At 46.3% G+C, this 24353-nt stretch carries 21 protein-coding genes; 6 read left to right on the top strand and 15 right to left on the bottom strand.

Going from position 1 to position 24353, the window contains the following annotated elements; translation table 11 throughout:
• Positions 1–220 precede the first annotated feature (220 nt).
• On the bottom strand, positions 221–1180 hold the full coding sequence (locus ACDJ59_RS03660; RefSeq protein ID WP_413407703.1) for a helix-turn-helix transcriptional regulator: 960 nt from the start codon (positions 1178–1180) through the stop codon (positions 221–223).
• Between the two features lie 321 nt (positions 1181–1501).
• Here ACDJ59_RS03660 and ACDJ59_RS03655 point away from each other — a divergent pair, with 321 nt between their 5' ends.
• Complete coding sequence (locus ACDJ59_RS03655) at positions 1502–3088, top strand: choice-of-anchor I domain-containing protein (RefSeq protein WP_413407701.1); 1587 nt, start codon at positions 1502–1504, stop codon at positions 3086–3088.
• A 136-nt stretch (positions 3089–3224) separates the two neighbouring features.
• Here ACDJ59_RS03655 and ACDJ59_RS03650 read toward each other — a convergent pair whose 3' ends face one another.
• Both ACDJ59_RS03650 and ACDJ59_RS03645 read right to left on the bottom strand, forming a co-directional pair.
• Entirely contained in the window at positions 3225–3431 is a 207-nt protein-coding gene (locus ACDJ59_RS03650) for a hypothetical protein (protein WP_340906305.1), read from the bottom strand.
• Positions 3432–3578: 147 nt separating this feature from the next.
• The gene (locus tag ACDJ59_RS03645) at positions 3579–5822 is read right to left on the bottom strand and encodes a carboxylesterase/lipase family protein (protein WP_413407700.1); all 2244 of its coding nucleotides are present in this window, start codon (positions 5820–5822) and stop codon (positions 3579–3581) included.
• A 722-nt stretch (positions 5823–6544) separates the two neighbouring features.
• Here ACDJ59_RS03645 and ACDJ59_RS03640 point away from each other — a divergent pair.
• The gene (locus tag ACDJ59_RS03640) at positions 6545–8197 is read left to right on the top strand and encodes an alkaline phosphatase (protein WP_413407699.1); all 1653 of its coding nucleotides are present in this window, start codon (positions 6545–6547) and stop codon (positions 8195–8197) included.
• Positions 8198–8360: 163 nt separating this feature from the next.
• Positions 8361–8726, top strand: coding sequence for a VOC family protein (locus ACDJ59_RS03635; protein WP_413407698.1), 366 nt, complete (start codon positions 8361–8363; stop codon positions 8724–8726).
• A gap of 124 nt (positions 8727–8850) precedes the next feature.
• On the opposite strand, the gene ACDJ59_RS03630 is transcribed toward ACDJ59_RS03635, so the two are convergent.
• From ACDJ59_RS03630 to ACDJ59_RS03615, 4 genes are all read right to left on the bottom strand, one after another.
• Complete coding sequence (locus tag ACDJ59_RS03630) at positions 8851–10059, bottom strand: GNAT family N-acetyltransferase (RefSeq protein WP_413407697.1); 1209 nt, start codon at positions 10057–10059, stop codon at positions 8851–8853.
• 198 nt (positions 10060–10257) lie between these two features.
• Complete coding sequence (locus ACDJ59_RS03625) at positions 10258–11736, bottom strand: methyl-accepting chemotaxis protein (RefSeq protein WP_413407696.1); 1479 nt, start codon at positions 11734–11736, stop codon at positions 10258–10260.
• Positions 11737–12038: 302 nt separating this feature from the next.
• Positions 12039–13082: a pectate lyase gene (locus ACDJ59_RS03620; RefSeq protein WP_413407695.1), complete on the bottom strand. Its 1044-nt coding sequence runs from the start codon at positions 13080–13082 to the stop codon at positions 12039–12041.
• Positions 13083–13372: 290 nt separating this feature from the next.
• A complete protein-coding gene (locus tag ACDJ59_RS03615) occupies positions 13373–14215 on the bottom strand; it encodes a helix-turn-helix domain-containing protein (protein ID WP_413407694.1) in 843 nt (280 codons plus the stop codon).
• A gap of 114 nt (positions 14216–14329) precedes the next feature.
• On the opposite strand from ACDJ59_RS03615, the gene ACDJ59_RS03610 reads away from it, so the two are divergent.
• Positions 14330–16315, top strand: a complete 1986-nt coding sequence (locus ACDJ59_RS03610) for a beta-galactosidase (protein ID WP_413407693.1) — start codon at positions 14330–14332, stop codon at positions 16313–16315.
• Positions 16316–16438: 123 nt separating this feature from the next.
• On the opposite strand, the gene ACDJ59_RS03605 is transcribed toward ACDJ59_RS03610, so the two are convergent.
• From ACDJ59_RS03605 to ACDJ59_RS03580, 6 genes are all read right to left on the bottom strand, one after another.
• Entirely contained in the window at positions 16439–17581 is a 1143-nt protein-coding gene (locus tag ACDJ59_RS03605) for a DUF4179 domain-containing protein (RefSeq protein ID WP_413407691.1), read from the bottom strand.
• On the bottom strand, positions 17571–18044 hold the full coding sequence (locus ACDJ59_RS03600; protein ID WP_413409712.1) for a sigma-70 family RNA polymerase sigma factor: 474 nt from the start codon (positions 18042–18044) through the stop codon (positions 17571–17573). Before ACDJ59_RS03600 ends, ACDJ59_RS03605 begins: the two co-directional genes overlap by 11 nt.
• Before the next feature lie 248 nt (positions 18045–18292).
• Complete coding sequence (locus ACDJ59_RS03595) at positions 18293–18694, bottom strand: hypothetical protein (RefSeq protein WP_413407690.1); 402 nt, start codon at positions 18692–18694, stop codon at positions 18293–18295.
• Between the two features lie 71 nt (positions 18695–18765).
• Positions 18766–19413, bottom strand: a complete 648-nt coding sequence (locus ACDJ59_RS03590) for an SMI1/KNR4 family protein (protein WP_413407689.1) — start codon at positions 19411–19413, stop codon at positions 18766–18768.
• A gap of 29 nt (positions 19414–19442) precedes the next feature.
• A complete protein-coding gene (locus ACDJ59_RS03585; RefSeq protein ID WP_413407688.1) occupies positions 19443–20123 on the bottom strand; it encodes a hypothetical protein in 681 nt (226 codons plus the stop codon).
• A gap of 28 nt (positions 20124–20151) precedes the next feature.
• Positions 20152–20619 (bottom strand): DUF6386 family protein, encoded by a 468-nt coding sequence (locus ACDJ59_RS03580; protein ID WP_340030995.1) that lies wholly within the window; start codon positions 20617–20619, stop codon positions 20152–20154.
• A 188-nt stretch (positions 20620–20807) separates the two neighbouring features.
• Here ACDJ59_RS03580 and ACDJ59_RS03575 point away from each other — a divergent pair, with 188 nt between their 5' ends.
• Positions 20808–21185, top strand: coding sequence for a PilZ domain-containing protein (locus tag ACDJ59_RS03575; RefSeq protein ID WP_036617371.1), 378 nt, complete (start codon positions 20808–20810; stop codon positions 21183–21185).
• Between the two features lie 75 nt (positions 21186–21260).
• Here the strand turns inward: ACDJ59_RS03575 and ACDJ59_RS03570 are convergent, their stop codons facing one another.
• Entirely contained in the window at positions 21261–22604 is a 1344-nt protein-coding gene (locus ACDJ59_RS03570) for a uracil/xanthine transporter (protein ID WP_405157694.1), read from the bottom strand.
• A 50-nt stretch (positions 22605–22654) separates the two neighbouring features.
• The gene (locus ACDJ59_RS03565) at positions 22655–23242 is read right to left on the bottom strand and encodes an ankyrin repeat domain-containing protein (protein ID WP_413407687.1); all 588 of its coding nucleotides are present in this window, start codon (positions 23240–23242) and stop codon (positions 22655–22657) included.
• A 184-nt stretch (positions 23243–23426) separates the two neighbouring features.
• On the opposite strand from ACDJ59_RS03565, the gene ACDJ59_RS03560 reads away from it, so the two are divergent.
• Entirely contained in the window at positions 23427–24329 is a 903-nt protein-coding gene (locus tag ACDJ59_RS03560) for a LysR family transcriptional regulator (RefSeq protein ID WP_413407686.1), read from the top strand.
• Positions 24330–24353 lie beyond the last annotated feature (24 nt).

The raw sequence follows: 24353 nt of genomic DNA, 5'->3' as shown, positions 1-24353 counted from the left end.
CACGGCAAGCCGGATTATTAATTTTATTCTAAATAAGATCAACCCATAAAACATTACACCAGTCCACTACGATTGCAGTACCATCTTCCGATCGCTGTTATCACCGGATTTCTGTGATCCCTTCTATGATGGGAGAAATCCGTTGATAAAGGCGAACGCTCCGCTTCTCCAGACTGGTTCTGTACTCTTCGTTCTCGTGTAATGTTTCAGTTCATCTTACTTAATAAATCTTCTTCATCTCGGAAGGCTTCACGCCGAATTTGCGATAAAATTGCTGCGAAAAGGCACTGACATTGCTGTAACCGACCGCAATCGCGGCCTCGGTGACGTTGTTATCCTGATTGCGCAGCAGCTTCATGGCGTTGTCGAGACGAACCTGACGCAAATATTCGAAGACCGTGCTTCCGAAAAGTGTCTTGAACCCTTTTTTTAATTTAAAATCGTTAAGTCCTACTTGTCTGGACAATGCTAACAAAGATGGAGGATCTACCATACAGGCCTCCATAATCTCCCGTGCCTTATGTAACTTCCGGATGTCCTCTCTGGAGAATCCCGCGGGGATTGGTGCCAGATCAAACAATTGGATCATAAATCGATTCAAGATCTCCAAGGCTGTCGCTTCCATCATTAAGGATGATCGATAACTGTTGTTTAATTCCACAATCAGACTGTCAATCATCGTTCGTATCCGGTTATCCAATTGGAATACAATCGGCTTGAACACTTTTCGTCCCAACACCTGATTAAACGCAATCGACTTGAAACCGCCCAGTTGCGCCGCAGCATAATTGAACAGAGAAACTGGAATCCCCAGCGAAAAGGACGTATACAGTTCCCTTGCCGGAGGATGAAACCACGCTTCGAAATCATGCATAAAAATAAGGGCCCCTTGCCCTATCGATAATGAATAATCCTGACCGGATATATCCACATTTCGCTCTCCTGACAAGGCAAATTGCAATTCCACAATGGGTGTTTCGGACGCAAAATACGTAGGATAAGGCTGATGATATTCAACCTGGGAATATAAAATCTCAATGCCACTGTATGTCGTTACTCTTTTAATATTGCCACTTCCCGCCTTGGGAGAGAGCAGATACGTGTGTTCATCTTGCTGACTGTAAGGCTCCTGGGTCAGGTAATGCTGATATACTACGCCTAATGCATCATCCGTGCGCATGGGTATTCACCTCGCCTATATCTTGATCAGACTTGTCAGTAAAGAAAGCCTGAATTAATTGATAATGATTCTCAATTATAATTCTAGCGTATTTTCTCCAGTTCGACCAGTCCTACATATATGAAGGTTCACGTCTGCTTTTTTCTTCATGTGGCAACATCATTTTATACGCTAACTTACATATCCAATTTGGAAAAATATCTTTTATCTAACCTTTTACACAAATCGCAGACTTCTCTTACCTCACCTTAACATTAGCTCCCTATACTAAAACAATTGTATAACTCATTACACACGAAACGATAAAGGGGATCTGGAACATTGAAAAAGAGAAATCAATGGCTTGCCGTTCTGTCGATGACTGCCATTCTTACCGCAGGAGCAACCAGCTACACATCCATGATTCATGCCGCTGACGCAACTAAACCTGCCAACGATCATGTCGTACTGCGTACAGCCATCCAAAATATGCAGGGTACGGTCACATGGAACGGAAGCAGTCGCAGTGTTGATATCCAGATCGCAGATACTAAAGTACAACTTCCTGTAGGAACGTCATCAGCCACCATCAACGGTGTGAAAACTCCTTTGGACAGTAAAAGCTACATCACCAAAGGTACAACGTATGTATCTTCCCAAACGCTAAAATTAATTACGGATCAACTGATCCTGAAACAAAATAAAACCGGTTTTGAACAGACCGCATCGTTTCAGATGCCTGGTGGAAAAGCAGAAATATCAGCCTCTACGCCAGATGGACAGCGCCTGCTTGTAACCGAAGCAGACAATGGCAGCATTTCCGTACTGGACATTGCTGACTTGAAAAACATCAACGTATTAAAGAAAGTCAGCTTCCAGGACCTCTCCGCCAAAGCTGAAGTCACAAGCGTAACCGTGTCCAAAGATGGCAAATACGGTCTTGCTGTTATTCGTACAGGGGATACAGACAGTGAAGCAAACAAAGGATTGCTTGCCATTGTGGATCTGACAACCTACAAAACCGTCAAAACGTATGAACTGGGCATTGGTCCTGACTCCATTGCACTGTCACCTGACGGTCTGCATGCGGTGATCGCGATAGAGGATGAGGAGCTGAATAAAGCTGCCGATGAAATTGACTATGCCAACACCAAACGTCCGGGTAGCATTATGGTAGTATCTTTTGCTGGCGGGAACGTATTGGAGGGTGAGATCACCAACTTGCCAGTATCTCTGGACAATGTAGAAGGTGCCATCTATCCGCATGATCCACAACCGGAGTATGTTGCCATTAGTCCAGATAGTAAAACAGCAGCCATCACGCTACAGGAAAACAATGTCGTTGCTATTGTAGATCTGGAGACAAAAAAAATCAGCTCAATCTTCGCTCTGGGTACCACTTCACATCAAGCAGATCTGAAAGATGATGGTATCGTTCAGTTTAAAGAGACGTTGACTGCTCGTTATGAACCGGATGGAATTGCTTTCTCGGCAGATGGTAAATACCTGCTGACAGCTAACGAAGGGGATTTGGGCAAGAATGAATTTGAGGATGGTGTAAAAGCAGGAGGACGTAATATCGCTGTCTGGGATCTGCAAGGCCAGCGGATGTACGATAGTCAGAACCTCATTGACGAGGAAACAACTATGGTCGGCTTGTATCCGGATGATCGCAGTCCCAACAAGGGAAGTGAAGTCGAGAATCTTACCGTTGCTACTGTAGAAGGCAAAACGTATGCCGTTGTAGCTTCCGAACGGGCAGATGCCATTTTGTTCTTTGATCTTGCTGATCCGGTCAATCCGGACTACCTGGGTCTGATTCCTACAGCTGGAGAGTCACCGGAAGGAATCCATCGGGTAAATGGACGTAACCTGTTTGTGAGTGCAGATGAAAGCACAGGAACACTTAGTTTTTTTGCCAAGAAATAGATCAAGTGTCCTTAGTATGCAAAGACTGAAATGAGCGGTTTCACGTTGTATTGAGTAGGTGGGGGCGTAGAGCCCCTGTCCTCTCCTACTGTTGTACCCACACCATTCCGCGTATCCAAAACTAGTGGTGTAAAGGTTATCGACGCTTCATATTTTCCAATTCCCGCCTGTTCCGCTCTACTTCCTCTTGTAACACTCGTACTTCCATCCTTAATGCGGATACTTCCTCTTTGACACCAGACTTCTTCATCACAAGATAGAAAACCAGATATAATACAAGACCAATCATAATAAAGAAAATTAATAGCGTTATAATACCTGCAATACCTATAGAGCTAATCATAACTTTACGTTTTCCCCTTTCCCATATCTTATTAATTTATATTTACAACAATACCATATTTAAGTATAACGAACAGTACAAAAAGCCAAGAGAGCATGCTCCCTTGGCTTACATTATATCTATATATACCTTCCTATCCGGTGATCCTTATTCCCAGAAGAAACGGCCTGCGAACACTTTTTCCGTCAACAGTTTATACGTTTCTTCAGGCAATTCTTTTTTCATCTTTGCCATAACGGCGTCTTTGCCTTGATTATATTGTGTGGACATGCCAATCTCTGCCGTTGTATTGCTTGCATCCAGACGCATGATTGGGGCTTGAGCATCTTTCGTCCAAGGTGTCCATGCCGCTAGATCAGGTGATCCACCCGTACCTGGATTGCCTGTGTACAGGAACTGCTTCAGATAAGCTGCCATCGCGGCGGACAACTGATCACGTCCTGGTTTGTTTGTATCGCTAAAGTACCCATCAGGGAAATAAGCAGCAATTCCGTCTGCGTGTCCTGTATAGAAGTCCATATCCGCACCATGTGGTGCGCCCAGTAACGTGAGCAAACGCTCAGAGATGACTCCAGGTTGTGTGCCCCATGCAAAACGATACGCATATACTGGTGGTTGACCTGCTTCACTCGTCAATTGCTCCGCTACACGCTCTGCATTAAAGCCTGCATAAGCTTCGCTACCATATTTCAACGCTGCAGCATATTGTTCCGCCTTGGTTTTATCAGTAAACAGAGTCTCATCCGTAATCGACGGAGAGAAGTTTGGATCACCGAAGGCAAAACCGGAGAACTCCGTTTCCAAGCTGCCGAGCAATACCGGAACTTTTGTGTAATTACCATTATTGATGGCGTCAAATCCTTCTTTTGGAATCACTGTACCATCACGGAACAGATGCGGGAATGGGTCCATACGGATTGCCGTTGCACCAAACGCTGTGACCAACTTGTCCGCAGGCAGTGCACGCAGGTAACTCTCCAGCTGTGCCTGAGATTGTTTGCCAATCCATGCTTTTGCTTCTTCTGCGTTAGCCGCTTTTCCCTCTTGCACGAGTAGCTTCACAAGTACATCCTCGGATTTTTGCTCGCCTTCTTCCGGTGATGCTGTCGTCAATCCTCCGCTAAAAGCAACTGCTTTTTGATACAGTCCTTTGCTAAGTGGAGAGATCAGAGTTGCCAGCACATCACGTGCACCAGCAGATTGTCCAGCTAATGTAACATTGCCTGTATCTCCGCCAAAACCTTCGATATTATCCTGTACCCACTCCAATGCACGGAATGCGTCAAGCAATCCATAGTTACCTGAGTCATCCAGGGCATTTCCTGTTTTCAGTGCTGCATTCTCGAAGAATCCAAGGGCTCCCAAACGGTAATTCACTGAAATGATAATGCTGTTGGTGCTCCGTGCAAGCTGTTCACCTTGAAAATCTTTACCTGATCCGGTCATATTCCCGCCGCCGTGCAGGAACACCATAACCGGAAGCTTTGAACTGGTTGTGTCGGGACGCCAGATATTGAGATACAATGAATCCTCACTGCCTACAGTATTTTTACCGGAGATCTGCAAGCTGTTCGCTGCAAATTCCTTAGCCGATCTCGTTCCTGTCCATGAATCCGGTTCTTGCGGGGCTTTCCAGCGCAGTTCCCCTACCGGAGGTGCCGCGTATGGAACACCGAGCCAGCCGAGCGTGCCATATTGCTCATAGGTTTTGCCATCAATCGCGCCATATTTGGTCTGTTGCACCGTTTGAGGTCGGAAAGCCCCAGCTTCTTTATGTTTCAACCAACTCTGTTCCAAGGTTCCACTGCCATTCTTGAGCTGTATCTGCAAAGCCTGTGCGGTTGCCTCTGCCATCAGGCGGTTGGTAAGTTGACTCGCGCCCTTCCCTTGAAGTGCCTTGATTCCTTTCCCAGCCGCATAGGTGGAAGCCGCTCCCTGCTCATAATCTGTACCTGCTTCATATCCAAGCACCTTCAGCAGCATTTCGGCATACCCTTCCGCTGTAAGTGGTGCATTAGGTTCAAACTTCTCCGTTCCTGTTACGATCTCAGACACATACGGATGCTGCTTCAAGTAACCAACGACCGGTTGTAATACTTTGCCTGCCTGAGCCGCATCGTCATACGTTTCCGCTCCCTGATAAGCGAGTGCTTCTTTCTCCAATCCGGACAAACGCAAGTAAAGTACTGCCGCCTGAATGCGTGTAGCCTTTTTGTTCAGATAAGTCGCATTAACACCTTGACCACTGCCGCGAATAAGCTCGGATTGGATCAGCTTGTCCATCGCTGCTGAAGAAGAGGATGCTGTATTGCCTGCTGCATAAGCTGGTAGAGCGGATACACATAACCCCAGAATGGTTGCTACAGCAATCGAACGTTTAATGGTTTTCATGTCATAAATCTCCTCGCTGTCGAATAGTGTGTGATGGGATAAGTTCATTGGAATGTCCATTTGAGATGCGGATCTAAGAATCAGTATTCCAATGTCTGGATGAGTCTATATCTCTATTTATGAAAAATTAAATCTGCTGCGCTCCTTTCTGCTCGAAATATCTGCTACGGCGCTTGCGGTCATGCCATCAGGCATTTTTTTATATAAAAAAACCTGAACCGAAGGCAAACAGACATCGCTTTAGCGTGGTCTACTGCCCTCAATTCAGGTTTTGCCTGCAATCAGTAACAACCCTGAGGAATGAGGTTCATTCCATATAAAAATGTAAACGCAATCAATCGTTTGAAGAACAAACAACCAACGAATGAACTGACACAGGTATTGCCCTAAACACGGTTACAATCCTGTTGTTATGGTGATGTTAGCACATAATGTAAGCGTTCGCAATATCTTTTTAATCGTCAATATATGATCTCTGACAGGGTAACATTAAAAAACTGCGTTCTCATGCGGGTTTAAACTCAACTTACAACACGATGATCTATAAATACTGTCTCTTAATTCGTTGACTCCTCACGTTATCCAGTTCACCGGAAATCTAGCACCCTTCACTAATCGTAAATTTTACATATAGTTAACCCATTCCATACGTTAGTTTAGCAATTGTTGTATACACTTAGTTGAGATACCAAACTATACATATATTCTAGGAGGATGCATTCATGTTAAACCGGTTTAATGTCCGTGCAGCGAAAATGATGCTCGCGGTGACAACAATTGTTACGGCTACACTCGGAGGTAGCAGTGCAGCGTGGGCTGTGGAAGACACCACCTCAACAACATCTGCATCACCGATTAAAAATGTGATTATTCTGATTCCTGACGGTATGGCTAACGATGCTACCGCTCTGGCTCGTTGGTATAAGGGGTCATCCTTGACACTGGACTCCATGGCAAGTGGCATGGTTCGGACACACTCCGCCGATGCGCCGATTGCCGACTCAGCTCCTGCCGGAACTGCTTTTGCAACAGGTTATAAATCTCACACCGGATTTGTTGGTGTACTGCCGGACAAGGCTACCATGCCTGGGCAAAAGGCTATTGCGCCCGGAGACGAAAGAAAACCGATCGCTTCTGTGCTGGAAGCATCCAAACTGGCGGGTAAAGCAACTGGTATTATCGCTACATCCGAGATTATGCACGCCACACCAGCGGACTTTTCCTCTCACTATCCGGACCGTAAAAACTACGATGCACTCAGCAAACAACAAGTCTACAATGGCATGGATGTTGTGTTGGGTGGAGGTAGCAAATATCTTGAGCCAGCCGGACGTAAAGACGGCGAGAATCTGATTTCGTCCATTAAGGCACTGGGTTACGATTACGTCACTACACCAGCTGCAATGAAAGCATCCGATTCGAACAAACTGTGGGGTATGTTTGCACCCGCAGGCATGGCTTATAATATGGACCGTGATCCTGCGAAGCAGCCAAGCCTTGCCGAGATGACATCCAAAGCCATTGAAGTACTGTCCAAAGACAAAGATGGCTTCTTCCTCATGGTCGAAGGCAGTAAAGTGGACTGGGCAGCTCACGCCAATGATCCGATTGGTATTATCAGTGACGTACTGGCTTTTGACGATGCCGTAAAAGTAGCCATGGATTTTGCTAAAGCGGATGAAGAGACTGCCGTTGTGGCTGTTACGGACCATGGTAATGGTGGACTCACCATTGGTAACAACGCAACTTCCGGCACTTATGACAAAGAGCCGTTGTCCACATTTATCGGACCTTTGAAAAAGGCCAAACTGACAGGCGAGGGCGTTGAAGCGAAGCTGAATGCCAAGCGTACAAACATCAAAGCAGTGATGAAACAATATTATGGCATTATCGATCTTACTTCCGAGGAGATTGCCACCATTAAAGCGGCCGAGCCGGGCAGTCTTAACTATGCAATCGGTCCAATGATTAGCAAACGTGCAGGGATCGGCTGGACAACCGGTGGTCATACAGGTGGAGATGTTGTGCTGTACACGTATGCTCCGAACAATGACCGTCCATTCGGTGTAATCGACAACACGGATGTAGCAAAGTATATGGCACGTGTACTGGATCTGGATCTCGACAGCGTGAGCAAACAATTGTTTGTACCTGCCAAACAAGCATTTACGGCCAAAGGCGCGACGTACAAACTGGACCTGACGGACGCCAAAAATCCGAAGATTCTCGTTACAAAAGGTAACACCAAACTGGAACTGCAAATCTACAAAAATATTGCACTGGTGAACGGCAAAAAGACAACTTTGGAGGGTGTCATTGTTTATAACGGTGTAGAGGCATTTGTACCACAAACGGCCGTTGATCTGATTCAATAATTCGTAAGAACTACTGGGACTACAGGAGATTACACCATTTGGCTGCCGAATATTTCGGCAGCTATTTTACTGTTTATTATTAAGGAGTAGGTTCCTGCTAGCGCCTATCGTATAATGAACGTAACAAAAATACATATGATGCAAGAAAAAGGAGAGATTCACCTTGTTGATCAAATTAAACTGGATTACGCTGAGGGTCAGTAATTTGGAAGCTTCACTCGGGTTCTACCACGATATGCTTGGACTTCCCATTCAGCGCAGATTCGAAAGCCGTGGACGGCAGATTGCCATGCTGGGCATTGAGAATGAAGCCAAACTGGAACTGATTGAGGGCAGTGAATCGATTCTTAAACCTGAGGCCGGCGTGTCGATCGGTTATGAGGTGAACTCGCTGGATGAAGCCATGGAACGACTGGCAGAACTGAATATTCCGATTGTGCGCGGCCCCATCCAGCCCAATCCGCATCTGCGGTTTATTTACATTACAGATCCCGACGGATTCGAGGTACAACTCGCAGAGCATGTCTAATTAGGCGAGTGTGAAATGAGTGTGCGTATCACTATGACCAGCTTGTGTGCATGTGTGAAGCTAAAACTGCATACATGCACACACTAACTCAAAATGGTGTGGTATCGGTAAGCATTATGTCTGTTTACAGCTTCATGCGGCGCATCAGCGGCAAACCTACGCGATTCAACAACCGATCAAGCAGCAGCCAGCACCAGCGTCTGCCCCATGGAAGGTGGCGCTCATACACAGCCGAATATTCAAAATCCGCCACAGCACCGCGATTGCGCTTGAACTGCGCAGCCCCGGCGCTCTCATGTAACAGATGGCCGTTCTCGCGAGCCTGTCCGATCAGACAAGCTGATAACATGCGGTATAGTCCGACGGATTGGGGCACCGTTGTATCGTAACCGAACAGCGGCGTTGTCATAACTCCATTGCGGCAGAAATAACCCATGACCGCGTCCAGGCGCCCTTCCTTCCGCAATCCATAGAGCCTGAGTGTCCCTGATGCCATCGCAGCAGCAATGAACCGCTCAGTGAATTGCGGATTGTGATAGGAGTATTTTTCAAGGTATAACAGCTTGTACAGCTCAACGATTCGCGGAATATCTGCATCCGTCATATCTGACTCGGAAACGAATTTGTAGTCGTGCTTGGCCAATAACTCGAAATCCCGCTTCAACAGCCAGCGTGACTTCGAGTTGCCAAAATTCGGATCATGCGCTTGGTACAGGTAGATTTGTCGGCTCGGAATTAGTCGACACCCCACTTCCGTTAGCCTCGCCGTCAGATCGGGATGAAGTCCCTGACACAAGGAGCGAAATACAATGACATGTTCAGGGTATCGCTCTTGTACCGCTGCAAGCAAACATTCTGCTTGTTCACCGGACATGGCGGGATACAGATTGGTGGACAACAACCAGTTGTTCACATGCAAAACTTTGTTGATCTGCGATTGCTTCATTCCCCAACCTATTAGACTGAGCAGCACAGAAAGACCTTTTTCCAACACGGGCTTCTGCAACATGGTCAATTCCTGCTTGGCGTAACTCACATAATGCGTATATGGCGAACAAACGTAAGCATTGTCGTACTCTGTATCATTCACCGTCAGCGGAATAACGAGATTATCAATCCGGGCGAGCAACAATGTCGTTTCCACATTGGACATAAAGCTTTGGGTTCCGTCCAGCATCATAGGTTCCAGATAGACTCTGGCATATCTGCCATCCTCCGTATCGGGCCAGTCCATGTCTTTGAACGATTGCTGATCATAAAAACGTACGCGTGCAGCCCTATTATCATTCTTAACCTCATATGTACTGTCATCACAGTCCAATCTATCTTTCATTCCTTTATCCTTCAACCTTCTACTCCCCCATGAGGTTACATCTTCTTTTAACTACCATTTACAGTTTCAGTTCTACGCTCTTCATACTCTACACATCACTGTATAGGAAAAAAATGTGGACATCAAGCTGTTTGGCAGATGAAAAAAAAGCCCGTCCAGTACGCTAAATACGCACCGTCAGGCCCTCAACAATTAATATTAAAGTTTATTCGCAACGGAAGAAGCCTGATGATCCGAGACTAACTCATTCAGGTTCACAATCAGTTGCTCCAGTTCTCCAAAACTCTCTACCATCTTCTGTGTCAGGTTACGTTGTTCTTCCATGCTCGCCAGAATCTCTTCTGTCGCTGCACTGGATTGCTCCGTCACACTCGAAATCTCGGAAACCTCATTCACAACTCTGGTGGAAGATGCCTTCATGGTCGCCGAACTAGTCTCGATATCTGTCGCTTGATTCAACACATGCTGAGAGTTGCTGTTGATCGTACGGAATACTTCCTCTGCCGTATGGACGCTATCTCTTCCTTGTTGTAACGATTGACGAATACGTTCGAATCGATCTGTCAGTGCCTGCGTCTGTCCTTTTAATCGAGACAGGATGGTTCCGATATCACTTGCGGACTGACCCGAGTTCTCTGCCAACTTGCGAACTTCCTCTGATACAACAGCAAACCCGCGTCCATGCTCACCTGCACGAGCGGCTTCAATGGCTGCATTAAGCGCGAGCAGGTTGGTCTGACTCGCAATATCCGCTATGCTGTTCAGCATAAGTGTCATGGATTCACTTTCCTCGTTGAACTTTCGCATGTCATTTGCAGTTGTATCGATTGTCTCATATAGATCTTGCATCTGGATGTTCAGCTGGTCCATCTGTGTGCTTCCTGTTTGCGTGCTCGTTGCCATACTTGCGGACAACTCTTTCATCTGCTGGGAATACGACGCAACGTCCTTGATATGCTGATCCGACACAGACAAGGATTCCGAGATCTCGGCTACACTGGTCGCCTGGAACTCAACACCTTTGGCAACCTCACTGAACCCAAGCGTCACCTCATTGGTGATGGAGCCAGTCGCATTCACTTTTTGCTTCAATTGATCCGTATAACGTGATAAACCTTCGACCGATTCCTTCACACGCTCCAGCATGGTTTCCACTCTTTGCTTAGAATGCTCCACCTCATTCTGGCGTACTTCACTTTCATGGAAGAGCCTTTGATTCAGCTGTGAGACCAGCATCAGAATGGCCCCCGTGAGAGCGAATAGTCCCACATTAACGATATTACCTATTAGCTCAACAGAGTCAACGGTATTCATAACAAATAACTGAAGAACACTGTTGACTAGTAATACCGAAAATCCAACCACAAAAAATTTCTTGTTAGGAAATAACAGTAGAACTGCGGTTATAACCAAACTTAAGGCAAAATTGACCGTTCCCCAACCGACATAGACTCCACATATTGTAAGTAATACAGTAATTAGCCATGGAATGAGATGAATATGTTTCTTTTTCGCATTAGCATATGTAATCCAAACTACAAAGACTAGAGCTACTCCATTGGACACAAGTAACTTCGGCATCGTAAAGGCCAGCCCCATACCAATGGCAATAATAATCCACAAAATGATACCGATTAATTTGTTCCTTTTCCAAATAATTTCGTCCATACGATCCATGCATACCCCGTCCTTTTAAGTAGGTTAAATGTGAGTTGTAGGGCCTTTCTGTACTACATCTAGTAGTCTTTGGTCCTGCTTATGTGCAAATCGCAAATACGCAGCGCCTTAGCATAGTACATATTAACTTCATAAGTATGAAACCAGCGCTACTTTATGTATATCGGTATTCAACATTTAAAATGAATATGAAATGTAAAATGATATGTAAGCATATCATTTTACAAATAAAAAAGGCCTGTCTCATGCGTTATGGCGCACAAGACAGGCCTTTTGGGTCGTGAAAGGATGTGCCGCAGCTCTTACTTTCCGAATACAAGTGTTGTATTGGAGGAGCCTGCATACTTGGTGACGAACTCACGCGCGTAGCTGGCACCTTCTACCTGATAACTGTAATTGGAGCTTGGTCTCCAGTTCGTTTTAGGAGAAGTCGGACTATTAAGCGCTGGTGTACTGCCCGTATCCGTAAACTCACCTTTTCCTTTGTCATCCAGGATGCCGCCCTTTTCAGCGCCAGCACCAAAGTAATTGTTTTCAGAATAAATTCGTGCTTTTTCACCAATTGTGATGGCCTGATTAAAGTTATTTGCATAGTTGTTTTTGAGATGGAAGTAACCATATCTTAAAAGTCCAGGACCACGTACATATAAATTTTCAAAATAATTGTTGGACATCGTCACATGAGGTACTCCATTGTAACTGCTGTTACCATCATTCGGATGACCGAGGATGACGCCATACTTATGGTTCGCAAATTTGGAATTGCTAATCGTAATATAATCGGCGCGATCGCCAATATACAGAAGTTTGTCCAGATCACTACCGCCAGAGCTGTAGCTGTGACCAGCAAACGTCACATGATCAATCCAGTAATTGGAGCCTGAAGTGATATACATCTGGATATCATCATTGGCATTAATATTGGAAGCGTGTTCAAAAGTCAGATTCTGAAAAATCACATTGCTTGAACTGCTTGTGGATCTGAAATGAATATTCGTTAATGTATGTTTGCCAAAGGAACCTACAAGTGTCTTGTTCGCTCCGAATTCAACCTTTTGCAGCGTGGAGGAAGAAATATTCTGTTCAACAACGACAATCTTGGCTGTAGAGCCCGCCATATGTGTTCTCAAGTCATTGAGATTACTAACGTAAACCACCTGACCGTTCTTGCCACCTGTCGTAGCTGACTTGGATACACCATTTTCATTCTTGGCACTACCTGCAAAACCAGTCAACCCGTTCGTACCTGTGTTTGGATAACTGGCCGCACCATATGTAGACGGGGCTGTGGAGACAGTTAACAACAATAGAGTTACAGCGAGTAAAAGCATCGAAAATTTCTTCAAAATTTCACCATCCTTTATAATATTATCCTCAAAGACAACTCGATTATATCGTGTAACTTTGGCTGTGACAATACAAAAATTGCAAAAAGACAACAATTATCATTTTTATGCAACAGCAGATCAGATATAGTGAAAAAACATAAAACCAGGCCATTCGTTCACACAAAATAGAGCCGCTAATTAGCGGCTCTATTAACGAGTACTATGTGATCCAACTTGGAACTGATCCACCCTTGGATCAGTTCCTAAAGCCTCTGACGAAAAACCATTCGCTTGCGGATAATAATATGTCACGACTTCTGATAGCTGCGGCGGAAGGCGCCAGGTGTGATTCGTTCCAGCTTCTTGAAGATGGCTCCATAATAGCTGGTCGATTCGAAACCGACTTGACGAGCGATATCCTCCATCCCGCGTTGCACATTATCGAGCAGCAGTTCCTTGCTCTTGTTGACTCTTACCTGATTAACATAGCTGATGGGACGAATACCTGTCGTTTTCTTAAACAAATGACAGAAATATTCTGGTGTGACACAGATCAATCCAGCCAGCGTTGGCAAAGTAATCTCTTCAGCATAATGTTGTTCAATATAGTCCAGAACCGGCTTTATTCGCTCATACTGCTGTCCGACGGTATCGCTGCCCTCAACAGATACGCGTTGAATAATCTCTGTCAATAAGGTATAGAGAACAGCGGAGCAGGCGTAATTGCTTAATGTCTGCTCTTGTGGTGTTAAGGCAGCTTGCAGCAGCTCCCGCATTCGGGATAGAAGGTATTCAGGCTGTGCAAGCGTGTATACGCATGTGTCGACAATGCCAACGGTTTCAAACAAGCTTGCTGTCCCGTTGCCATCGAAAATGATCCAGTCGACTTCCCAACTGCCGGATAGCGCATAGTATTCGTGCTTCTGTCCAGGGAATAACAGCATGCCCATACCTGGCTTGACAATATGTTCCGTTTCACTGAGCTTGAGCTTACCCACACCGCTGCGGCATTGTATCCACTGATAATCCTCAATGCCTTGGTCTCGGCGGATATGCTCCTGTTCATGATGCAGGCCGATGCCAAGTAAATAAAAAGGGAGCAGCTTGTCTCGGGAAGATAACACCGGAAAATTACGATTGGGATGAGGCATACGGCTAACTCTCCTAATCTTAATATTGTTATATCATATTAATTATTTAAGATATTCACTCGAATTAATATAACATATAATCGCAATATATTGATAAATGAAGGAGATCACAGGATGACAGTTAAGATCGGAATTGATTATTATCCAGAGCAATGGACCCCGGAGTTATGGGAGAAAGATGCCATACTTATGCAACAGACAGGGGTTGCAGTTGTGCGAATGGCGGAGTTCGCCTGGAGCCGAATGGAACCGACTGAGGGGAATTATCAGTTTGAATGGCTGGATGCGGCTATAGAAGTATTCGCTTCGCGTGGTATGGAAATTGTGTTATGCACTCCCACCAATACCCCGCCAAACTGGATGACAACCCGTTATCCGGATGTGCTACCCATGGATGAACAACGCCACATCATTCGGCCAGGTGTGCGTGGACATCGTTGCAACAACAGCCCTTCCTTGAGAATGCTGGGCTCCAAATTTGTGGAAGCGATATCACAGCGCTACGGTAAGCATCCCGCCGTTATTGGCTGGCAAATCGATAACGAGATGCACTACCAGGAATGCCATTGTGATACATGTAATCGTTCGTTTGTCGCTTGGCTGCAAAAGCGTTATTCCAATCTGGAGGAGTTGAACCGGGAGTGGGGTACGGTCGTCTGGAGTGGTGAGTACAGCAGCTGGGCTGAGGTAACAACGCCACTCGGTGCCAGCAAACCGATGAATCCTTCCTATCTTCTGGAGTACAAACGATTTTGTTCTGACAGCGTAGGCTATCTGCTGGGATGGCAGCTTGAGATTTTACGCCGTAACTGTCCAGGCCAATTTGTGACGCATAACATGTGGCAATATCCGAATAGCCTGGACTATTATGATATGCACAACGAATTGGACTTCGTCTCTGTTGATTATTATCCGAATGAGCTGTATCGCGATTATGGCGATCGGTTTCCGAGGAACGGAGCGCTTACGCTGGACTTGGTTCGCGGCATCAAACGCCGGAATTTCTGGGTAATGGAACAACTCAGCGGGGCACAGGGCGCCTGGATGCCGATTCAGCGCACGCCCTATCCTGGACTGATCCGAGCTCGCTCCTGGCAGACAATCGCTCGCGGTGCGGATATGGTTGTCCATTTCCGCTGGCGGAGTGCTACCGTCGGAGCGGAACAGTTCTGGCATGGGCTGATCGACCACAGCAATGTTCCTGGACGCAGGTTCAGGGAGTTCGCGGAGCTTACTCGCGAGGTGAACCAGTTAGGAGAACTCTTGGCCGACTCAACCATTGTTACCCAGGTTGCTATTCTGCATTCGCATGATCAGCACACAGCGCTTTCCCTTCAGCCGCAGGCGGAAGGGGGAATGCACTACTTAGACAACTTGTCCTCTATGCATAATGCATTTCTGAAAATGGGCGTCGGTACAGACGTTATCAACTGGACTGAGGAGCTCGATGGGTACAAGCTGGTCATTGTCCCTTCCCTCTTCCTGTTAAGTGAAGAAGTAGCACAGCGGCTGGAGCGATTCGCAGCCAAGGGTGGTACGGTTGTCCTTACCAATCGGACTGGCGTGAAGAACATGAGGAATGTATGTGAGATGCTGCCTCTGCCGGGGCTACTGGGTGAAGCGGCGGGTGTTGTGGTAAGTGAATATGATGCCATCGGCAACAGTGAGCATCGGATACGGAACGCGGAGGGCAAGACTTTCGCTGCGAAGCAATGGTGTGATCTACTGGAACTGCGAGGTGCAGAGCCGATCGCCTGGTATGACAACGACTTTTACGAGGGTGTACCGGCGGTTACTATCAATAAGTTTGGTGAAGGTGAAGTGTATTATGTCGGCACTTGGCCGGAGCCATCGTATTTCTATCAGTTGTTTGAAGGCATATTGAAGGAAAGGGATTTGGCGGCCAAAATCCAGTTGCCGGAAGGTGTCGAGCTGTCGATTCGAACGAAGGGGGAGCAAAACTTCCTGTTTCTGATCAATTTGACGAATGAGCAACGAGAGATTACGCTGGACGTTCCTTATCGCAGCTTGTTGACCAGCGAGAGGTTGGATCAGAAGTTGACCCTTCCAGCTCTGGGAGTAGATATTTTAACTGTATAAGATCAGCCGTTTTCATATTTAAAAAGGGATGTCTCACAAGGCTTACGACCTTGAGGGACATCCCTTCTCTGCTTTCACTAACATTCACCTAATCTGAATAAGAGTATTGCCAGTTAGTTCATCTTATTTGATTTTGATTTCCAGTTCATCATTCTTGGCTTCCTGCAAATCATCATAGACCTTATCTGGTTTACCACTAAGTTTTAATACCATGGACTCTGGATGGTCCAACAGATTGCTACTGAAAGAATACATCATTCCATCTTCCGATCCGCTTCCACCTACCATGGATAACTTGGTCTGCTTCCCATTACGGGAGGTCGAAATGATCTCGATAGGCCGAACAATCTCGTTGAGCGACAACTTCGTTTTGTAATCAATTTCTTGATCAGGTGCATGGACAAATTTGACCCGAGTTACCAACGGAGACACCTCCACCTCCGACAAAAAGACCTCATACCCTCCAAGAGTAAAAGTCCGATTAACGTTAATGACTTCCGTTTTGGGGATAGAAAACTTGGGATCCAGGGCGAAAGAAACATTCATTTTTTGGGAAAATTGATATTTCCGTTCCTTTTCCCCGTTTTCTGAATATTTTACGACGCCAGGAACAACGGAAGAAAGCTGGAATTGAAAATTGACTTGCTCAGGCAACGGTTCGTTTTGATTTCGATCAATTGTACTTCGACCATGAATGGTATTTTTATCATTCGAGGAATGCATACCTCCTATATTTCCGTTATCAAGGACATAACCTGTTCTTGCATCCGTCATCTTGGTATTCACGATCGAATAAATCTCTTGGGAAGCATCCGTTCTGGCGGTATACAATACGGTTATCCTGTTCTCATCTGCCATAACTGCATTCACGGTAAACTGATATATTCCCGATGTAACCGTCCGATCTATGAGTTGCACATAACCATTATTGAGCGTTGAAGTAATCGTGGCACGGTCCATATCCGAAGTTAGCAGGCCGCGAAAGGGTTCGAGTACTCCCCAATGGTTTACAGGCTCAGTATATGTTGCCCTTTGTTGCCCATAGTTTCCAAGCGGACCCATAAGAAACCAACCCGCAGCCAGGGTCGTGACCAGCACTGCCGTGATCCATTTGACACGAATGGTCCTACCTGATCGTCTTGTTCTGGCCTTAGCGAGACCGCGTTGAATGGCAACAGTCGTATCTGCCCGATTCCATTGCTGTTTCTCTCTTTTCACCTGATATGCATCTGCAAGAAGTGCTTTTTCCTCCGGGTTAGTGGTCATGCCAATCCCTCCTGTTATTCATCAACTTGCGCAACTGCTGGAGCCCCTTGTGCTGCCAGGTCTTGATCGTACCTTCCGGTTTGCCGAGGATCGAGGCAATATCTGTCAGCGTCATGTCGTTATAATATTTCAGCAATAATACATGGCGATATTTCGGTTTCACCTTTTGCAAAAGAGATTCCATAGCAATTCGGTTATCATCGACACTGATCATCCAAGACGCCGGAATGCTGTCCTCCATATCTTCCTTCGCCAGAGGGGTCGCCCGCTTGCGGCGCCTCTGTTCATCGATGCAGACATAGATCAAAATCCGAATGATCCAAGACTTGAACGCCTTCTCATTGTTCAGCGTACGACGTTTAATCCAAGCTCGGCATGTCATCTCCTGCACAGCTTCCAGCGCATCTTGCCGGTTACGCAGGTAGCTGTAGGCAATAGAAATGAGCGTATCTTGATGTTCCATAATGGATTGCACAAATTCCGTCTCGTCTTCGGTCTGTACATAGATCCTCTGGTTCATCTCTGCTTTTGTTTCCACCCCGCATCCCTCCTTCTCTCTCTTTCTGTGGTATAAGACGGGTGAGTGAAGCAAACGGTTTTTATTCATCAAAAAAAGCTCCGCCATCATCATGAGGGAGCTTGATTACATAGCACTTCGGCCGCCGGTATACTGAATTACGCACAAGCATGAACAATTCAAGATCAACTAACTTACAGGTTGCCGGTGACTTCGATTCCGTCGGCCAATTGCAGATGGTTTCTCACCCAAGTGGAGAACTGATTCAAAAAATTTCGTAATTCAGGCTCTGCAACCACCTGTTGATCCAGCTCTGATAAAATCCCCACCCACACATCCTTCATAATCGGATTGTCCCAGCAGGGATCAAGTGCCTTCATCTCTTCTCCAGTTCGCGGGTCAATTAAGGGAAATGTGCGATCCAATGAAGGACGAATGTAGTCAAAGTCTTCATTATATATGAACAGCATGTCTTCCATCTCTACTTTAACCGATTCTTCTATGTATAAAGGGGATAAAACAAAACCCACATTCCGCTGTGGACCTTGATACTGATACATGAGCGCAGGAATCGTTTTCTTTGATTTTTTAACCATATGCTCCTCCGGTTTCAGGCAAATCTCTTACCGCTCAGAGCCATATTCCCAGCCCATATGTACAACCTCCTTCAGACTTCGTTCGCTCCAGATTGTTGCTTTTGTTCATGTATTTGATGGATTGAACGATCCAACCACAACTCATACCAGTCCAGAAAATGCAATCGATTCGTATTGCCCCAATACTGATCAGGATAGATTCCATTGCGGTTAGCCCGGTCATCAACCCAGATCTCTCCGTAGGAGGCTCCCTTAACAATTAGATTCATGGAGATGCCACAACCAAAATCACTGATGCGCAGCATGCCTGCCGACCATTTTGGGTCAAAATATTCGTGTTCCAGCGCTTCCCATTCCTCTTCTTCCTTGCTGTCTTCGAACCAGTCATAGTTCCAGTTCCATGCTTCCGTGAATTGGAAAGGGTCGGAGACCGCGTTCAGCTCATCATCATAACCAAGCACAGCGTATACGCCATCATCCGGGTTTTCCAGACCATAATAAGGTCCTGCACCACCCGTTCCCATATGAAGAAGCCATACCTTATACTCCTCCGGCAACTCAATTCGCCATTTCTGTTCAAAATGCGTGATATCCTCCTGCGTCCACACAGGCTCCATTTCATATTCATGGTTTTCTGCGCCAAACAGGTCCAGATCCGGGTCCAGGCTTCGAAGAGTGATCAACTTTTCACGCATCCGCTCCAGTTGTACAGTGTACATAATCTACCTTTCCTCCCTTCGCTACTCTATTACGTTTGTTCCACGGCGTACCCGCGTTGCTGCAACTCACCCAGTGTGGCTGCCACATCTCGCTCAGGACACAACTGCTTAATCAGGCTGGCGGTCACCGGTTTTTCTTCATATACTTCAGTTACGGCTTCCAACGGCAGATCCGGCAAGTCATAGTACCCTTTGGCCCAGTCAGCGTAATCTTCCGGGTTCTTCTCCAAATATCCCAGTAAAAATTCTGCGCCACCTCTGGCGTCCGCTTTGTCTTCCTCGGCCATCGCCATCTGAATCCAATTACCGACCTTCCATGGCAAGTCGTTCCCTTCCTGCCATAGGCAAAAGGTCACATCTTCCAGATCCAACGTTTCCTCATGATCTCGCAGTACAGCCATCAAGGCCTCTGGTACTTCATCGTACATGCCCGGATAGATTTCTCCGTCCTCACGAGCATGTGGGCTCAAGGGTGACTCATGATCGAATCCTTTGATCAACGTGCCTGAGTTCGTAAACAAGACATGCAGATGATCACCTGCGCCGTTATTGATGTTTCCCCATGCCAGACCTGGCTGAAGTTTATCTTCATAATGATGAACGCGTAGCCATTCTTCCTCCGAAAAGATGATATCCAAAGCAGCGAGTATTCTCATTCGTTTACGCAGGGCATCTGCATTCATCATCGTTATCTCGTTCCAATCCTGCATATCAATCCCTCCTGTTCGTATATGTACACTATATCCGGATTAATTCATCCAGCGTGTTATTTCCCTGAATACTTGGTGTCATGACAATGGTGATCCGACTGGCTTCTCTGGAGACGATACACGCATAATTTCCGGGTTTTAACTGAAACAGAACCCCTTCACACGCCTCATCCGGCTCCAATTCACCGCCAGTGACATCATCCGCCGCTCCCAGATAGACGTGCCCAGACGGAACTTGCAGATGATACACCTTTTCCCGTTCCGCTGCGTGATCTGGATCTGAATCCTCCTCTACATCCTCCAGGCTCCATTCCACCTCATACACTCCATCCGCACCCAGATTCAAGAACAGACAATGACCTGCATTCACCTCAGCCAGCTCATCCACTGGAATGGACCACCAGTCCGAAGTATCCTCAAGCCGATGTTTTAACGCTGCCAGATCATACAGGCACAATGTTGCCGTATCTGTAACCATTTGAAATGTTCCTCTCATATTCACCCGTCCCTTCTGTCTGATCCAGGTCTGACCTCAGAAATATATTCCATCATTATATCAAGCCTGATACACGTGTAAAAGGAACCCATGGACCATCTCTGCTTGCGCAACTCTTCATTTCTCGCTCCAAATGGTCGATATAAGCATAACTGACTTTTTTTGAACCTGATGGAGGAAGCCAAGCCATGTCAATTAACAATAGAAAAGAACCCTTTCGCTACACCTTGAAGGAACCGATCCACTTTGAGATCTATATTCTCAGCATCAACGGGGTTAACGCACCAGCCAAGCCCATTCAGGCTGAACTCTGTGACATCAGTCGATCCGGCTGTCAGCTGTCATTTCCGCTATCCCTTCCTGTAGAGAATAACGATATTCGGATTGGAATGAATATGCTGCTTTTTGAAGACCCTCTATATATGGAAGGCACTCTCCGCTGGGGTCAAGAAAAAAATACCTCATGGCACTATGGTGTTCAACTCGAAATGCAGGATGGGAACCAGGACCGTCTCTCTAGAGAGATGCGAATGCTTGCAGGACAAGGCAAAATTATCGTGAAATAGTTAGATAGCCTTAAAACCTGTAACAAAAACAAAAAAACAGCCCAATCAAATTGGACTGTCGCAAGATGAAACTCTTTATGCCGCTTTACTAACTGTCGCTGGTTGTTCCATTTTGGACCAGTTCACAGTTTTTTCAAGAACCAGTGAAACCAATACCCCTATGACGAGACCATTACTTATGATCGGAATGAGGTACATGGGCAAAGTTTGAAAGGCCTCCGCAGGAATATTCATGACCGCAACTCCCGTGAGGACCGGCAACGCTACACGATAGATCGTTTTAGAATTAAACGTCGTACCTTCAAGCGTTCTAAGTGCCGTGCCGAACATCTGAAGATAAGCCACGAACAAAACCGCACTGCCGACGCTTGGTGGTATTTGTGCAAAAAATGCTGTCACTGAAGGTGTAAGACCTATCACACATAACATCCCCGCTCCAATAATCAAGGCAGCACGACGCAGAATGCGAGTACTCTCCAGGAACCCGATCGATGATGCAAATAAACCAAAGGGCAGCACACCTACACAGGCTGACAACATCGTGAACAGACCCGTTAGCGCATAGGAATGCCTATACTGACGACTTGTTGTTTCTGTTCGGTATAGTTTCTCAACTGTGCTTAATGTGGTGATCGAATTCGTCATGTTCACCAGTCCCACGAAAAATGCAGTAATGACAATACCCGGTTCCCATCTGGGTGCTCCCCACGGAAACAGTTCGAGACCTGCCGGGGCCTGATTCGGCTGTCCACTATGTTGTCCAGGAAACAATAGACTATAAGCGATCCAGCCTGCCACAATCCCAATCAGGATCGCGTAGTTCCCCAGCTTCCCCCTGCCCTTTAATTGAATCCATGCCACCAAAAATGCAATGACAACGGACAATGCGGCAACAGGCAGATTGAATCGACCAAACTCCGTATATCCAATCATACCTTTGAAAAAATTCATGGTTAATTGAATCGTCATTAAGAACAACATGGCACTCTTCACCATAGGTGTGAACAGCTTTTGTAGCACTTGCGCTGCTCCCAGCCAACCCAGAATAACCATCGTTAATCCCGCTAACAGAAAACCTGCAGCCAGCCCACCGCCAATACGCTCCAGACTCATACCGGCCGATGAAGCAGATACCGTCAAACTTAGCGTCAATCCCCACCATAATCCTGACGGACCATCCATAATCGCATATCGATGACCAAATACGGCTTGAAGAATACACACTGCTCCGGTAAGGATAAATGCGTGCTGCATGGAGGCAGCGATGGCATCCGGAGACAGATGAAAATTATGTCCAATGGATAGCGGAACAACAACGGTATTGGTAAACAGGAAGAAAAACCACTGTATACCTGCCAAAATCAGTGAAGATACGTCCTTCATATTCTTTTGTGTAAAATGCTCTTGATGTCTGTTCATTCGTTTGGAATATCCTTTCACTGTTCTGTATCATAAATGTATAAGTCTCTTCAGACTTGGGTTAATAGTCGTTCCATCTCGGCATACCGATGACGGCTCGCATGTGCAAGCGGCGTAATCCCGTCCCGATCCGCGATCTTTGGATCTGCACCATATTGCAAAAGCAAGGCAACAATCTGCTGGTGACGCGGCCCACCATCTCCCAAAATGACCGCTTCCAGCAAGGCTGTCCACCCCAGGTTGTTGATATGGTTCACATCCACATCACTGCGTGTCAGCAGAAGCTCCACAATGTCCACATGGCCCCGATCCGCTGCTGGGATAAGAGCTGTGCCGCCAAAACGATTCGTTAACCTCGTATCTGCACCTGCTGTAATCGCCAATTCGACCATGTCATACATACCCTCAGCACTCGCGTATAACAGCAGGTTGTCCAATCGTGCATCCCGAAGATTAATGTCGGCTCCGGCGTCCACTAACATCCTTGCCGTGTCTATCTTGTTACCGTGCACCACTGCCAGCAGGGGTGTCCGCCCCAATGTATCCCGTTCGTTCAACCGGTTACCCTGTTGTGTGATAAATCGAATGACCTCATCGGTATGGCCCGCTTGAGCAGCATCATGTATTGTTCTAACCACGTTGTTTTATCCTCCAATTCAAGGTCTTTCTCATGCAGTAATATTCATGTAGAAACCAAACTCTGTTATTCAGGTATGCAAATCTAATGTATGGTAACATAAGATCGTAGTATATTAAAAATACATGTTTTGTTGCCTTTCCATACGAATTACATATACATTGCAGGCGAAGGAGAACAACCACTTGGATATCAAACAATGTCGCTATTTCATTGCCATTGCCGAGGAGAAACAGATTACAGCCGCAGCTCGAAGACTGCACATGGCTCAGCCACCCTTAAGTCAGCAACTTAAGTTAATGGAGGAAGAGCTTGGCGTAATTTTGTTTGAACGCAAAGGACGTATAATGGAACTAACGCAGGCGGGTCGCAGCTTCTATGATTATGCGGTTACCTTGACCAAATATATGGAGGAAGCTGTAATGGAGATGCAAAGTTTCCGTCACGGCATACGGGGCAAACTCGCCATCGGCATCAATACCATATCGGATCGCCTGATCCCGCAAGCACTGCAACAGTTTCGCACCACCCACCCACAGGTTACCTATAAAATTCAACAAAATGAATCTGCGCAATTATGTCGATTGCTGGAAGATGGCAAAGTTGAACTTGCCTGTGTACGCATGCCTGTCCAGACTGAACGTTATGAGGTGCTGCATCTGCCACAGGAACCCCTTTTCTACATTTCTTCAACACCGCTTGATTGTCCGACAGAGATGGGACCAGGAGTGGAGATGGGGACTTATTTTGAGCAGCTTACAGGTATCCCTCTACTGCTTCCAAGCACAGAAGGACTCGGTATGTTCGAGCTAATTTTGGACAAGTTTCGGGAGCATCAGGTTACCCCCTCCATCATGGGTGAGTGCTCAGACATTAATATGTTACTCGAGCTGGTCCGACTCGGCTTCGCCAGTTCCATCGTGCCTCACACGGTACTACAGCTATATCACGAGCACCCATTCCACGTATATCGCATCCAGGATCAGCATTCCACGGTCGGTTCGGCGCTGGTCTGGCTGCAGAAACGTTATCTGTCCAAGCCTGCACAACACTTTGTGCAACTGGTGCAGGGTATGCTTCCCGTGTAAAAGGCGCAAAAAAACAGCAGCTTT

Source organism: Paenibacillus amylolyticus (assembly GCF_047302515.1).
In the GTDB taxonomy this organism is placed as follows: domain Bacteria; phylum Bacillota; class Bacilli; order Paenibacillales; family Paenibacillaceae; genus Paenibacillus; species Paenibacillus amylolyticus_G.
The sequence above is the reverse complement of the archived record's forward strand: the minus strand, read 5'-3'. Positions and strand labels throughout refer to the sequence as shown.

Bases quoted from the DNA above. Each gene is read 5' to 3' on its own strand.
- ACDJ59_RS03600 (WP_413409712.1), bottom strand. From the start codon at position 18,044: ATGGAACATCAAGATACGCTCATTTCTATTGCCTACAGCTACCTGCGT.
- ACDJ59_RS03580 (WP_340030995.1), bottom strand. From the start codon at position 20,619: ATGAGAGGAACATTTCAAATGGTTACAGATACGGCAACATTGTGCCTG.
- ACDJ59_RS03595 (WP_413407690.1), bottom strand. From the start codon at position 18,694: ATGGTTAAAAAATCAAAGAAAACGATTCCTGCGCTCATGTATCAGTAT.
- ACDJ59_RS03610 (WP_413407693.1), top strand. From the start codon at position 14,330: ATGACAGTTAAGATCGGAATTGATTATTATCCAGAGCAATGGACCCCG.
- ACDJ59_RS03585 (WP_413407688.1), bottom strand. From the start codon at position 20,123: ATGCAGGATTGGAACGAGATAACGATGATGAATGCAGATGCCCTGCGT.
- ACDJ59_RS03625 (WP_413407696.1), bottom strand. From the start codon at position 11,736: ATGGATCGTATGGACGAAATTATTTGGAAAAGGAACAAATTAATCGGT.
- ACDJ59_RS03650 (WP_340906305.1), bottom strand. From the start codon at position 3,431: ATGATTAGCTCTATAGGTATTGCAGGTATTATAACGCTATTAATTTTC.
- ACDJ59_RS03575 (WP_036617371.1), top strand. From the start codon at position 20,808: ATGTCAATTAACAATAGAAAAGAACCCTTTCGCTACACCTTGAAGGAA.
- ACDJ59_RS03640 (WP_413407699.1), top strand. From the start codon at position 6,545: ATGTTAAACCGGTTTAATGTCCGTGCAGCGAAAATGATGCTCGCGGTG.
- ACDJ59_RS03645 (WP_413407700.1), bottom strand. From the start codon at position 5,822: ATGAAAACCATTAAACGTTCGATTGCTGTAGCAACCATTCTGGGGTTA.
- ACDJ59_RS03615 (WP_413407694.1), bottom strand. From the start codon at position 14,215: ATGCCTCATCCCAATCGTAATTTTCCGGTGTTATCTTCCCGAGACAAG.
- ACDJ59_RS03605 (WP_413407691.1), bottom strand. From the start codon at position 17,581: ATGACCACTAACCCGGAGGAAAAAGCACTTCTTGCAGATGCATATCAG.
- ACDJ59_RS03660 (WP_413407703.1), bottom strand. From the start codon at position 1,180: ATGCGCACGGATGATGCATTAGGCGTAGTATATCAGCATTACCTGACC.
- ACDJ59_RS03570 (WP_405157694.1), bottom strand. From the start codon at position 22,604: ATGAACAGACATCAAGAGCATTTTACACAAAAGAATATGAAGGACGTA.
- ACDJ59_RS03590 (WP_413407689.1), bottom strand. From the start codon at position 19,413: ATGTACACTGTACAACTGGAGCGGATGCGTGAAAAGTTGATCACTCTT.
- ACDJ59_RS03630 (WP_413407697.1), bottom strand. From the start codon at position 10,059: ATGAAAGATAGATTGGACTGTGATGACAGTACATATGAGGTTAAGAAT.